General features: G+C 54.6%; 11 protein-coding genes. 3 read left to right on the top strand and 8 right to left on the bottom strand.

Going from position 1 to position 13,501, the window contains the following annotated elements; genetic code table 11:
- Together cheB and CR46_RS0107020 are read right to left on the bottom strand one after the other, a co-directional pair.
- Positions 1 to 1,068, bottom strand: a complete 1,068-nt coding sequence (gene cheB / locus CR46_RS0107025) for a chemotaxis-specific protein-glutamate methyltransferase CheB (RefSeq protein WP_035536470.1) — start codon at positions 1,066 to 1,068, stop codon at positions 1 to 3.
- 10 nt (positions 1,069 to 1,078) lie between these two features.
- Complete coding sequence (locus CR46_RS0107020; RefSeq protein WP_030071292.1) at positions 1,079 to 3,106, bottom strand: methyl-accepting chemotaxis protein; 2,028 nt, start codon at positions 3,104 to 3,106, stop codon at positions 1,079 to 1,081.
- A 387-nt stretch (positions 3,107 to 3,493) separates the two neighbouring features.
- On the opposite strand from CR46_RS0107020, the gene CR46_RS0107015 reads away from it, so the two are divergent.
- A complete protein-coding gene (locus CR46_RS0107015) occupies positions 3,494 to 5,089 on the top strand; it encodes a solute:sodium symporter family transporter (RefSeq protein WP_030071290.1) in 1,596 nt (531 codons plus the stop codon).
- 71 nt (positions 5,090 to 5,160) lie between these two features.
- On the opposite strand, the gene CR46_RS0107010 is transcribed toward CR46_RS0107015, so the two are convergent.
- The 5 genes from CR46_RS0107010 to CR46_RS0106990 are packed head-to-tail and all read right to left on the bottom strand — an operon-like array spanning position 5,161 to position 10,420.
- Positions 5,161 to 5,607: a phosphatase domain-containing protein gene (locus CR46_RS0107010; RefSeq protein ID WP_030071288.1), complete on the bottom strand. Its 447-nt coding sequence runs from the start codon at positions 5,605 to 5,607 to the stop codon at positions 5,161 to 5,163.
- 10 nt (positions 5,608 to 5,617) lie between these two features.
- Entirely contained in the window at positions 5,618 to 6,700 is a 1,083-nt protein-coding gene (locus tag CR46_RS0107005) for an MBL fold metallo-hydrolase (protein ID WP_030071286.1), read from the bottom strand.
- A complete protein-coding gene (locus CR46_RS0107000; RefSeq protein WP_030071284.1) occupies positions 6,697 to 7,749 on the bottom strand; it encodes an ABC transporter ATP-binding protein in 1,053 nt (350 codons plus the stop codon). Before CR46_RS0107000 ends, CR46_RS0107005 begins: the two co-directional genes overlap by 4 nt.
- Entirely contained in the window at positions 7,737 to 9,437 is a 1,701-nt protein-coding gene (locus CR46_RS0106995) for an ABC transporter permease (RefSeq protein ID WP_030071281.1), read from the bottom strand. Before CR46_RS0106995 ends, CR46_RS0107000 begins: the two co-directional genes overlap by 13 nt.
- 2 nt (positions 9,438 to 9,439) lie before the next feature.
- A complete protein-coding gene (locus CR46_RS0106990; protein WP_030071279.1) occupies positions 9,440 to 10,420 on the bottom strand; it encodes an ABC transporter substrate-binding protein in 981 nt (326 codons plus the stop codon).
- 148 nt (positions 10,421 to 10,568) lie between these two features.
- On the opposite strand from CR46_RS0106990, the gene CR46_RS0106985 reads away from it, so the two are divergent.
- Both CR46_RS0106985 and mtnK read left to right on the top strand, forming a co-directional pair.
- Positions 10,569 to 11,321: a DeoR/GlpR family DNA-binding transcription regulator gene (locus CR46_RS0106985; protein WP_035536469.1), complete on the top strand. Its 753-nt coding sequence runs from the start codon at positions 10,569 to 10,571 to the stop codon at positions 11,319 to 11,321.
- 139 nt (positions 11,322 to 11,460) lie between these two features.
- Positions 11,461 to 12,723: an S-methyl-5-thioribose kinase gene (gene mtnK / locus CR46_RS0106980; RefSeq protein ID WP_030071276.1), complete on the top strand. Its 1,263-nt coding sequence runs from the start codon at positions 11,461 to 11,463 to the stop codon at positions 12,721 to 12,723.
- A gap of 227 nt (positions 12,724 to 12,950) precedes the next feature.
- On the opposite strand, the gene CR46_RS0106975 is transcribed toward mtnK, so the two are convergent.
- Positions 12,951 to 13,499, bottom strand: coding sequence for a 1,2-dihydroxy-3-keto-5-methylthiopentene dioxygenase (locus CR46_RS0106975; RefSeq protein ID WP_030071273.1), 549 nt, complete (start codon positions 13,497 to 13,499; stop codon positions 12,951 to 12,953).
- Positions 13,500 to 13,501 lie beyond the last annotated feature (2 nt).

Here is a 13,501-nt window from a genome sequence, read left to right as displayed (position 1 = left end):
TCATAGCGGTTGCATCCACGAAGATGACCGTTGACCGCTTGATTCATGAATAAGCCTATCAGGTAGCTCATCAAGCGCCACAATGTGTTGAATAACACCGGCATTCACCGCTTCTTGGTTCATCCCATAGATGACCGAGCTAGCTTCATTTTGAGCAAAGGTGCTACCGCCCGCTAGGTGTATGGCACGCACCCCATTAACGCCGTCGCGTCCCATGCCCGTTAAAATGACACCAATTGCCTCCGGACCATATACATTGGCAACGCTCGTTAACAGCGCATCGCAGCTAGGGTGGTAGAGCGCATTGTCAGGCCCTTGTTGTAACTGTAGGCGGTGATTAGGCGTTACATGGAGGTTAGTTTCCGACGGCGATAGATAAATACACCCTGGTTTGAGCGGTTCACCATGTTGAGCAACGCGAACTGGCATTGAACATAGTGATGCCAGCCAGTGCGCCATGCCTTCAATAAACCCATGGCTGATATGTTGAGCAATCACCACTGGCGCAGGAAAGTTGGCGGGCAGCTTACTCAGTAAATGGGCCAATGCCTGCGGCCCACCGGTAGAGCAAGCAATAGCGACGATGCGTTGAAACGCTTTCGGCATAGTGGGGTGACAGACAGGTGGTGCGTTTATCGCCACAACAGGCATAACCGAGGTGGGGCGGCGCCGTAGGCGAGTAATCACGGCTACTCCCGACAGCAGTCGAACACGCGCGAGTAGTCGTTGTGCGTCTTCATCATCAAGGGTTGGCTTCTGCATAACCTCTAGCGCGCCAACATCAAGCGCACGATAAGCTGTTTCGGCATCAGAGCGGTCGCTTACCACCAGGATCGGCACCCCTTTGGTATGCATAATTTCTTCAATGGCGCTGAGACCGTCCATGACCGGCATATTCAGATCCATGGTGATTAACTGCGGCGCTAAGCGACGGGCAAGTTCCACCGCTTCACGCCCGTTAGTGGCTTCACCAACAATCTCAATATCGCCATCGCGGGTGAGGATATTACGCAGCACATCGCGCGCTAGTTGACTGTCGTCCGTGATCACTACCCGGATTGCACTCATCACGGCATCCTCACGAAGGGCGTTGGTGGTTTGCATCCTGTTGAGCCAGAGTAAACTCCTGCACCAGAGCGTTTAGCTCTGCCGACATGTTAATCATCTCCTGGCTGATGTCGGTTATGCTGCGTACTGACTGCGCATTACGCGAGCTGGCGGTATCAATATCCCGCAGTGCAATCACCACCTGACTGCTGGCGGTTTTCTGCTGTTGTGTTGACAGCGATATCTGCTGCGCCGCACTACTGGTTTGGCTGGCCGCTTTGAGCAGGGCATCCAAGTCCTGGGCGGTACTAATGCTGACCTCAACGCCTTTCTCAATCGACGATGCACCCTTTTCAGAGGCAACGACCAGCCGGTTAATGGCGTTTTGAATATCTTCGGTGTGGCCTTCAATCTCTTGGGTTGAGTCAGTTACGCTGTCTGCCAAGCGGCGTATTTCATTAGCGACCACGGAAAAACGACGGCCGGATTCGCCTGCACTTGAGGCTTCTAATGCCGCATTGAAAGCAATTAGTTTGGTTTGCGCAGCAAGGGTGTTAATCAGTTCCATCACCTTACTGATTTGTTTCGACTTAGCACCCAGCGCCATGATTTCTGCCAGACTCTGTTCGCTATCGCTACGAATATCCTGCATTTTAGACTGTAGCAGCTGCATGGCAGTGCTGCCCTTACGGCTGCGTTCCAGCGTTTGATTCGCCACCTCTACCACGGATTGGGAGTGGTCAGCGATTTGCGTTGACGAGGTGGAAAGTTCTTCCATGGTCGAGGTAATTTCAGCCACTGACGACGCCATCTCTTCCACGGCGGCGGCCATGGTCTGATTCGCTTCATGACGAATATCGCCGCCCTGGATGCCTGATAGCCCTGCCGTTTGCGCCAAGCGATCTGCTACCTGGGTAAGGGCTAACGCGTTATTGGAAACAGCCATGATAGTTCGCGATAGTCGGGCTAACAGTTCGTTAGTTTGGTCAGCCAAGACACCGAGTTCAGCTCGATCATCGGTTTCTACCCGGCGGGATAAGTCTAAACTAAGAGTGATCTCTTTTAGCTGGCGCTGAAAGCGGATTAAAGGGCGAATTAAGCTGCCGGTAAGTGGGTATAAAATGATTAGACCAACCAAGAGGATCAGCAACCCGATACCGGTAGACGCCAAGAAGCGCTCTCTAATGGAGCTTAAATACTCCTCTTTGGAGACTTCAATCATTAAATAACGCTGCAGCTCGGGCAGCCAGCGTGTAGTGACTAAAAAGGTTTGTCCATCCCGTTGCAGCTCATGTACACGAAGTTCGTGTTCATCTTGTAATAGGCTGTCTGCGTCTTGGCTTTGAAGCGCTGCGAGCGACGTTTCGTCGCTACGAATAAGCAGTTCGCCTTCCGCGTTTAGTAATGCAGCGCGGCCCGTTTCGCCTAATCGGAAGTCGTTAATTAACTGCGCCAACCGAGAAAGATCTAACCCTGCACCGGCAACTACCAGTGGGCGACCATTGAGCGCTTCCTCACGGCTGCGGAAATTTAAAAAGACAAACGCTTCTTCAGGTGAAAATGTATCGCTATCTAGGTTTAAGTTATAAGCGGAGCCGCTGTCGGTAAATTGATAGTACCAATCATCATCGCCGCCAGGCGCTTGTAATGTTCGCTCTAAAAACTCCCCATCGCGGTACTGAAAATAGTAACCACGTCCTTGATATTGAGCAGCGATAAAGAGAAGTTCAGTGTCTAGTTGGGTCATCAACCGCGATAAATAACGCATGATCGCGGGTTGTGACGTATCGGGCAGCCCATCGCGTACCCACTCTTCAATAAAGTAGCTGTCGGCTAGGCTTTCTGACAGTGCCAACGCCGGGCTTAGCCGTAGGGTTAACCGTGTAGCAAGGCCCTCTACCTGGGCAGGTAACTCTTCGTTTAGCAAGTTCGTCAAGCGCGCTTGGCTGTGTGAGCGAGCCTGTAAATAGAGCGCTAGCAACATGGCCAATGCCAATACCGTTCCAAACGAAATAAATAGTCGTAACCGTAAAGGCAAGGATTTCCAACGCGCTGTCATTATCGCTTGTGCTCCAAGTTAACTGTTGTCGCCAATAGAGAGATAGTGCCTGAGCCAATCGTATGATATTAAAAAAAGTTACTCATACATCATAAGATGATTTCAGCGGCTTTTATGAGAGCTGTCCAGTTTTCTCCTTAGCGCTATACCGCCCCGCCCTGCGGTTGGATACTGTCGCACAGATATTGCATCAGTATTTCTTCTTTTTCGTTAACGTCTTGCCAAAATAGAGAGTAATTAGTAAAAAACCGCCTTATTTATTCTTTATTGCTACTAAAGCATAATGGATGAATCGTTTCACCTGCTTAGAATCCCGCGCATATTGGTAATTTTACCTAAATTCACTATGTCGTTTGTTGTTTAGCGACTTCTTCTAAGGATTTTTTCATGCATGCCCTTACGCTGGCATCGTTCATCTTTTTTACGGGCTTAGTGGCCTTTGTGACATGGCGTATCACACGTCAAGATGATCACCGAAGCACCAGTGGCTACTTTCTCGCCGGCAGGACACTAACCTTTCCGTTAATTGCCGCCTCAATGTTGATGACTAATCTCTCAACCGAGCAGATGGTTGGGCTGAACGGTTCGGCGTTTACCGATGGCCTAAGTGTCATGGCTTGGGAAGTGATCGCGGTGATTGCTTTAGTAGCACTGGCTCTGTTTTTCCTGCCGCGCTTTCTAAAAAGTGGGATCGCGACGCTCCCCCAGCTGTTAGCGATACGTTTTGATAATGGTACCCAACTGATTGCCAACGTTATTTTCTTGATTGCTTACGCCGTGGTGCTGTTGCCCATCATTCTCTATTCAGGGGCGATTGGTTTACAGGGCATGCTGGATCTTCAAGGATTGACCGGCATTGAGTCGAGTACAGCGCTGCTGTGGGCTACCGTCTGGACGGTTGGCATCATCGGCGCGGTGTATGCGCTATTTGGCGGTCTGCGCACGGTGGCGGTCTCAGATACATTGAATGGCGTCGGTCTGTTGATCGGTGGCTTTGTGATTGTTTATTTCGGCCTTCAGGCAGTGAGCAATGGCAGCGGTGTCATGGAGGGCTGGAGCATCCTGAAAGAGAGCGACCCGAGTAAATTTAACTCGGTAGGTGGCCCTGATCAGCAGGTGCCGTTTTCGACTATCTTCACCGGTGTTTTATTACTGCATCTGTTTTATTGGACAACGAATCAGCAGATTATCCAGCGCACTTTTGCGGCTAAAAACCTGGCTGAAGGTCAGAAGGGCGTGCTGCTAACCGGCTTCTTTAAGCTGTTAGGTCCGCTCTATCTGGTGCTGCCGGGTATCATTGCTTACCACCTCTATGCCGACCAAGGCGTTCGCGCAGACGAAGCCTATGGCCACTTGGTATTTAACGTTCTACCGCCGTACCTAACAGGTTTTTTTGCTGCAGTAATGGTGGGGGCGATTCTCTCCTCATTTAACTCGGCGCTAAACAGCACCACCACGATTTTCAGCCTGGGAATCTATAAAGGTGTGCTTAAAAAAGATGCCACTGAAGAAGAAGTCGTGAAATCAGGCAAGGTGTTTGGCTGGATCATGGCTGTCACAACCATGGTTATTGCGCCGCTGTTAGCAGGCCAGGATAGCCTATTTGGCTATCTGCAGAAGATGAACGCCATTTACTTTATCCCTATTTTAGCGGTTGTTCTGGTGGGGCTTCTGACGAAACGCGTGCCTCCCATGGCGGCTAAAGTAGCGCTGGTAGGGGGCTGTTTGCTGATCGCGGCTGGCTACTTTGTTCCGCCGTTTAACAAGCTACCGATGGTGATGCATGAGTTCCACTTTGTCGCCGCGGTGTTCGTGCTGTTGGTCGCCGTAATGCTGATTATTGGTAAGCTGCGCCCCCGCGCCACCGCCTGGGTGCAAGAAGATTCGGGCGATGTGGACCTTACGCCTTGGAAGGGCGCTGTGCCAACCGGCATTGTGCTTGTGGTACTCGTGGTGATTATGTACGCCTCGTTCGCAGGCTGATAACGTCTGACATCATCGCTTTATTAACAACGGCGCCCCGTTTAGCGGGGCGTCAGTGTGTTGCCGTCTCCTTAAAAATCTCCCGGTGCGCACTGCAAGCAGGTGAGGCCGAGCGCGCGCCATTGGGCGACTACTGCGTCACGGTCATCCAGCACCAGCCAAGGCGCAAAGCCGTCGCTACGCATTTGATTGAGCAGTGCGGCTTTCACCTCTTCATCATCGATATGGTCATCACCTTGCGGGCGCAGGTACATGGCATCAAAGGGAATGGTGTGGCGCTCTAACCAGCGCTGGGTATGCTCACGGTGGCTGTCAGGCCGGCCGCTGCAGATCACGATCTGTTGGCCTTGAGCTTTCAGCAGCTTGACTAGCCGCGCCACTGGCTCAATGACTGGCGCTTCGGCCATATGGGCAAAAAAAGGATCCCACTGCTTGGCGGGGCCAAGAACCCACTCGTGTACGTCGGTGGGGTGAAATTCGGCAAGCGTGCCGTCAACATCAACAATTACTGTGGACATCGTTAATTTCCTAAACGGTTAAATGGGCGGTAGAGCGTCCGGCCGTATGCGGATGAATCTCTAGGGAGCGGTGGGGGCACAGCCGCTGCCCCAGGCGTTGTTGCCAATCGCTTAAGCAGTTACCAGTGAGCGGGGTAAAGAGCGGGACTACCTGAGTGGCCCTTAGCTGGTCGGCAAGCGCTACTAGATGCGATGCACGCAGGTGTACGTTCCAGCGCTGCCAGCGCACCTCGCCTGCGGCAAGCTGGGCTTGACGTTCAGGCGTTAAATAGCCGGTGTGCAGTAGCTGGTAATTGGGCCATTGGTCGGGCGTATCATTGCGATCGCTGACCAGCCGCAGCACTGGCTGCGAAGCACTCTGTCGTTTTAGCAGTGCGCTAATCGCACTGTCGAGACCAGGGCGACGTAAGTCGCTTGGCAGTGCTAGCAGTGCGGCGAGGTTGTCGCGAATAATCGGGTCAATGGCGAAATGGAGCTGACGGCGGTCGGCCTCTTCCGACAGCCACAGCGCCATTTCCAGAGCGCGCCCCGTTTCAGGCACCGGTAATACCAACGGCTGTTCAAGCTGCTGGCAAATCGCCTGCAGACAGTTTTCCTGGGGCTGGTCGTAATTGCCGTAGGAACCATCTAGTAGCGCAGTGTGAGCTGCTGGCGGCGTATCAAAGGGAAACAAGCGGGATTCAAAACAGGCATCGCCGCTGTAGAAAATGCCGCCATCCACGTCTAAGTGCAGCCAAACGCCACCCAGCGAGTGCCCCGCTTGGCCGGTGGTCACTTTGATACCTTCGACCATCAGGCTTCCGCGTGCTGGCAAAGGCTGCCAAGCGCGGTGCTTAGGCAGTGCGTTAGCGACTAAGGGTGTGCAGTAGAGCGGGATGGTCTCGGGCAGTTCGGCAACGCCGCCGATATGGTCAATATGGTCGTGACTAATCAGCATAGCGTCTACGTCTAAGCCACCTGCCCAGGTGATAGATTCCCCAGGGTGCAGCGCTCCACCGGCGTCCAGCAGCAGCCGCTTTCCGTTGGTTTCGACCACGATAGCCGCAGGGCCTTTATCACCCAACCCGCTTAATAAATGAATATGGGTGCTCATTGGTCAGGCTCCAGGCACCAGCCTTCTAGTAGTCGCAGAGCGACTTGCTGGCCCTCTTCAAGCGCACAGTGGTGGTAAGCCAGCAAGGCTTCACCGCTGGGCAGGCGCAGGTGCAACTCATAGCGTTCACCACGAAAGGTTAGCCGCTCGACGCGCCCGGTAAGGTCGTGTTGATTGGGGGCTTGGGTGTCTACGCGAATATGCTCGGGGCGAACTAATACAGGTTGGCGTGCAGGCTGGGTGCTGTGTGCTGCGGCCAGCCCTTGCATTAGGGCGCTTTCCGTCAACCGCTGCCCTGGCGCACCGTTGGCAATGGCCAACTGGCTACCTTGGCCGATAAAGCTTGCCACCCACTCGCTGCGCGGTTCGCGATAAAGCGTTTCAGGCGTTGCCCACTGTACTAGCTCACCGTCGCGCATTACGGCAATGCGGTCCGCCATCGCCATGGCTTCACTTTGATCGTGGGTGACGTACACCATTGTTGCGTGGGTACGGCGGTGGAAATCCACAAAGCTGTGTTCCATAGAGGCACGTAGATTACGGTCTAGATTGGCCAGCGGTTCATCCAATAACACAACTGCAGGGTCAGTCACTAGGCAGCGGGCTAGCGCGACCCGTTGGCGCTGACCACCGCTAAGCTCCTGTGGCGAACGCTGTGCATAGGGTTCCAAGGCTACCTGTGCCAGCGCATGAGCAACTCGGCGTTGATACTCACTGCCCTGAATGCGGCGCAGTTTGAGTGGGTAACCGACGTTGTCTGCCACGTTCATATGCGGCCAAAGCGCGTATGACTGAAAGACCATCGCCATGTTGCGCTGTTCTGGGGGCATATGTTGATGGCGACTGGCTAGCAGCGTATCGTTCAGGCGTATTTCGCCACCCGTCACGTTTTCGAACCCCGCTAGCATACGCAACATGGTGGTTTTACCGCAGCCGCTAGGGCCCAGCAGTGCCACAAACTCCCCTGGTGCAATCTCTAACGAGAGATCATTGACCGCGCGATGGTCGCCAAACTGTTTGGTGACCTGTTGAATCGCTAGCCCTGCCATGGCACGACTCCTTTGGGTAAACGAGGGGCAAGCAGGCTGAGCGACAGCATCAGCGAGGCGACCATGACGACCACCAGTACCGATACCGCAGACGCCAGTACGCTTTCACCGCCCTCATCAAGGTTAAAAATCAATACGCCCAGCGTTTCGTTACCGGCGCTCCAAAGCAGTGCCGATACCGTTAGCTCGTTCACCGCCAGCAGGAAGACCAACAGCCCGCCTGCAAAGAGCGATGGTGCAATCAACGGCAGTACGATCGTGGTTAGCCGCCGCCAGGGGCCTGCCCCCGCCAGTTGTGCAGCTTCTTCCAAGGAGGGATCAAGCTGTGCCAGGCTGGCACTAACGGGTTTGAGGCATACCACTAAAAAACGCGCCAGATAGGCCACAAAGATCAGCCCGAGCGTGCCGTAGAGCGCTACGTTGATCAGCGGCAACGGGCGCACGAACAGCAAAATGCAGGCGATCGCCAGCACCACGCCGGGCAGTGCGTAGGGCAGCTCAATAGCGCTGAGCGTGAGCTGCTGGAGTCGGGGAGGGAGCCGCTGCAGGCGATATGCTAGCGGCAGGCTGCACAGCATAAGCACCAGCGCGGCACCGCCTGCTAGCCATAGGCTGTTGCGCACGGCGCGCCAGGTGGCTCCTTGGCGGCCAATCACTTCGTGATAGGCGTTTAATGTCACGCTATCGACGCTAAGGGGAACCCCCATGGCGGGCACCAATGAGCTGACCACCAGTGCCGCGAGTGGTGCGACGAGAATCACCAATAAAACGCCGACGAGTACGGTCGTCACCGCTGGCCGAAAGCGGCCCAGCGTAAAGTCATGAGAGCGGCCACTGTGGCCGCCTAAACCAAAGCGGCTGCGATTCATCCAGTATTGCTGCAAGGCAACGCCTGCCAGTGCCAGCACACCAATCAGTAACGAGAGCGCTGCCATTTCCGCCAGCACGCCAGTACCAAAGCTAGCCATACGCTGGTAGATCAGCGTCGGCAAAACGTAGTAGCCCGCTGGAATTCCCAGCATGGCAGGAATGCCGAAGTTACCCAGGCTAGAAATAAACGCCATCGCAGCCCCGGCAATTAAGCCGTGCCGAGTGACTGGCAAAATAATCTGCCCCCAAACTTGGGCTTGGCGTGCGCCACTGATGCGGGCTGCTTCGATAAGCTCGCGGGGTAGCGAGATCAGAGAGGTGCGCAGTGCTAAAAAGACCAGCGGTGCACTTTGAATCCCCAGCAACAGAGCAATGCCCTCCGCCGAGTAGAGCGGCTGGGGGCTGCCCAGCGGCGGTGCCATACCAATGCTTTTCAGCAATGGGCTGGCGGGGCCGAACAGCTGTAGCCAGCTCAGCGCCGTCACCTGGGGAGGAATCATCATCGGCAGCATAAAGCAGAACACGAGCCACGCTTTGCCACGGATGTCGGTCAGCGTAATCACGAAGGCGAACAGGCTGCCCAACACCAAGGCAATCAGCATGCCAAGGCCCGAGGTATACACACTGTGCCACAGCGCTCGCCAAGTACTCGCCGCGTTGAGCACCTTCCATAGCGGTGATTCGCTACCTTGGCCAAGGTCGCTAAGCGCCTCGACGAGTAGCCGCAAACTGGGCGCTAGGCTTAACAGCACCACCGTGAGCGTGATTAGGCTGAGCAGCCAGCGGTGCTGGCTGCCAACGTTAAGCGACGGTGTCATGGTTAGCCGCCAAACAGGTCGCTAAAGCGCTGTTTCAATGTTTCTTCCTGTTCCAGCGCTTGCTCAATATTGATCGGCATTAGCTGAATAGCGTCACGAGCGGGAAAGCCTTCAGGCGGCGTAACAGCCGGGTGGGCGGGCAGGTAGCCTTGCTGGCTAACAAGTTCTTGGCCTTGTTGGGAAAGTACGAAATCGACAAATTTCTGAGCGGCGTCCAGATTGTTGGCACCCTGCATAATCGCGACGGGCTCGGTGACCGCGCTCACGCCCTCTTCGGGGAAAACAAATTCAACCGGCGAGCCCTTAGCGGCCTCACGAATCGGCAGGAAATCGACCACGATGCCGTAGGGCTTCGTGCCTGAGGCAACGGCATTGAAAACGCCGCCATTACCGCCCTGAGCTTCTGCACGATTAGCTTGCAGCGCCTCGTAGTAGCCCATTCCAAGATCGGGGTGGTCGCTCAGCGCTGCCATATGAATAAGCGCTGCGCCGGAATAGAGCGGACTTGGCATTGTTACAAGGCCTTCATAGTCAGGCCCCGTCAGATCTTTCCAACGCTGCGGCTGATGCTCGGCAGCGGTGTTATACACAATCCCGGTGGTGATCAGTTTGGTGCCGTAGAAGTAGCCTTCGGGATCGTATAGCGCCTCATCATAAGCCTCCCGCTCTGGGCTGAGGTAAGACTGTAAATGGCCCTCTTGCTTGAGTGAGGTCATGGTCATGCTGTCAGCAATTAACAGTACGTCTGGGTTACTAACGCCAGCGGAAAGCTCGGAGCGTAGGCGCGTCATCAGGCGAGTGGTGCCATCGCGGACCCACTCCACCTCAATATCAGGATAGGCGGCCTGAAAGGCATCCACGGTTTGCTGGGCGTCGCTATTCGGTTGGCTGGTATAAAGCACCAGTTTGTCATCAGCAAGCAGCGACGACGATAGAGCAAAGCTTGCAAGCGTAACGGCAGTGCACAGTGAGCGCTTCAACATCGTAAAAACTCCAGTAGGTGAACACTGATCACACTACTGTCATCGGCTTACAACATCGTGACACTACGCTTTCGTTTGATAGCGATAGGCTTTCGCCTGTCAAAAAAACGCTTTCGTTACTCAGGTGGTCGCCAACGTGAAGAAAATATTGGGCTTAAACGAGCGCCGCCGTGCCGTGTTGGCGCAGGTTCGCCAGCAAGGACGCCAGCCCCTGGAATCGCTGGCTAGCCAGTTTGATGTGTCGGTACAAACATTACGCGGGGATGTTCGTGTCTTGGCGGAGCAAGGGCTGGTATTGCGTCGCCACGGGGAAGTGCTGCCATTTCCTGATCAGGAAAATATTGGCTACGATCAGCGCCAAATCGTTAATCAAGCGGGTAAGCGCCAGATTGCCCGACAGGCCGCTTCGCTGGTTCAGCATCATCAATCGCTATTTTTAGGTACGGGCACCACGGTAGAGCAGCTGGCCGACGCCTTGCGCGATAAACAAGGTCTGCAGATTATGACCAATAATCTGCATGCACTCATCAAATTATGCACCATGGAGTGTGAGCTGGTGGTGGCGGGTGGGCGTGTACGGCGCCGTGATCAAGATGTGATTGGCGGCGATGCCTGTCGCTTTTTTCAGCGCTACCGAGTGGATGTCGGTATTGTCTCAGTTGGCGGTATGGACAGTCATGGCCATTTATATGACTACAATGATGACGAGGTCATGGCCCGTGAAGCGCTGCTATCCCATGCCGCATACCGCATCCTGGTGCTGGATAAAACCAAATTCGACCTGCCGCTGCGCTGTGCCGCTGGCGAGCTTGCTGACTACCATGCAGTGATTACCGATAGCCCACTACCCGATAGACTGCGCAGCCCTTTGGCCGCCCAGGGGGTGAGATTTTTGTGTTAACTCCCTTTCAAGGCATGTTCGTTGTTATTAGGCCGTGGTTTAAAGCTTACTAATGAAGTTGATGTCTTTTAAATAAGGGCATTTGACAACCCTGCTGGGGTATGACAAACAAGCATCATTTTTCGTGAGGAATCAAATAGTGGCACACGAGCAGCCCTATCAAGCACTGGATGTCGATACCCTGGCGCAGCGGCTAGGTGAGGTAGAAGAAGTGGCAAGCCGAGTGGGCGGCAACCCCGGGCAGTGGCAGATTCGCGAAGTAGGGGATGGCAACCTCAACCTGGTATTCATCGTATCGGGGAGTGTGGGCAGCGTGGTGGTAAAACAAGCGCTGCCTTATGTTCGTATGGTAGGCGAGAGCTGGCCGCTGCCGCTTTACCGTGCCCACTTTGAATACTACGCTCTGGTACGCCAAGCTCAGCGTGCGCCTGGCATCGCGCCAGAGGTGTTTTATTTCGATAAACCCCAAGCGCTGATTGTCATGGAGTACCTTTATCCGCACACGATTCTGCGTCGCAAGCTGATCAACGGTGAGCGGGTTACACAGCTTGGCGAAACCATTGGTGAATTTTGCGCGCGTATGGCGTTTCGTGGCTCGGAGCTATCGTTAAACAGCCCTGAGAAGAAAGCCGACGTGGGGCTTTTTTCAGGCAACGTGGCGATTCCTGCGATTACCGAATCCCTGGTGTTTACCGATCCTTATTATGGCGCCGAAATGAACCGTCATACGCCGGAACTTTCGCCGGTTGTGGATGAGCTGCGCCGTAATACGCGCTTAAAAGCTAAGGTGCAGCGGTTGTTGATGAAGTTCACCGCGAATACCGAAACCATGCTGCACGGTGATTTGCACTCTGGGTCAATTATGGCCACCGAGTCAGATGTGCGGGTGATTGATCCCGAGTTTTCCCAGTATGGCCCCATGGCTTTTGACCTAGGCATGGCCGTTGCCAACTTCCTAATGGCCTATTTCAGCCAGCCTGCTCACCGCCAAGCAAGTGAACTTGATGAGTATCAGGCGTGGATTCTTGATGTGATTGAAGCGTGCTTTACCCACTTTGATGCGGAGTTCCGCCACCTGTGGCAAACCGAGCGCACCGGCATTCTGTTTCCGAAGGCGCTGTTTGAAGCCCAGGGCAATAGTGCCGATGACGCCTGTGATGCCTTACTGGAAGAGATCCGTCTGGATGCGTTGGCCTACTGCGGTATTGAAATGCATCGTCGCGTTTTATCGCTGGCCCATAACGCTGACTTTGAAGAGATCGAAGACACCGCCCTTCGCGCTAGGCTTGAAGCACGCAATGTGCTGATGGGCCAAGCGTTAATTATGGAGCCTGAGGCTTATTGTGATCTTGCCGCGCTGGCGGAGCTTGCCAAGACGTATAACCAGCAAGAGGTGTTATAAGCGCTTACCCCTCTCGGTATAATGGACTTCGCGATAATGGCACCGTGGCTGATTTGGCCACAGTGCCAACTTCGGCAACGCTGGCGCGTTGCTTCGCGGGTGCGCTGACGCTTACGCCGCGCTACATAATGAGCCCAACTCAACTATCGTTAAGCCCCGTAGCGCGGTGTAACGAATCTCGCGAGGGACGAGCGTATGAGGCACCCGCGGGCGGCGTTCTTCACAGCTTACAGCTGATCCAGGCGGTCAAACTTCCCGGCGATATCGCTCTCTGTCCAGTGAGGCACCCAGCCTTCAACGTTATCGAAGAAGCGCAGCGCAGTAAATTCTGGCGCTGGGCCCATATCGAACCAATGGGGCGTATTCGCGGGTACGCTGATCAGGTCATTGCGGGTACACAGCACCTGATACACCTTGTCTTCAATATGCAGGCAGAAAAGCCCTTGGCCTTTAACGAAGAAGCGCACTTCGTCTTCGTGATGGCGGTGTTCGTTTAAGAACTTCTGGCGCATGGCCTCTTTGTCTGGGTGCGTGGGCACCATGTGCAGTACATCAACGGTTTGGTAGCCGCCCATGGCCTTTACGCGGTCGATATCGTCTTGGTAGAGCGCCAAAATGTCTTCCTGGGTGGCATCGTCGGCAATCTCGCCCGGCGTTGCCCAGCGCTCAAACAGTACACCCACCTTGCTCAGCTCAGCAGTTATCTGTTCGCCGTCAGTGATGTCCAGTAGGGCGTCGTTAGGATTTTGATCTGCAAATACTTTCAGTTGCGACATTC

The sequence above is a fragment of the Vreelandella neptunia genome (assembly GCF_000712975.1).
In the GTDB taxonomy this organism is placed as follows: Bacteria; Pseudomonadota; Gammaproteobacteria; order Pseudomonadales; family Halomonadaceae; genus Vreelandella; species Vreelandella qaidamensis.
Note: the sequence above shows the minus strand (reverse complement) of the source record. Positions and strands in the feature narration are given on the sequence as shown.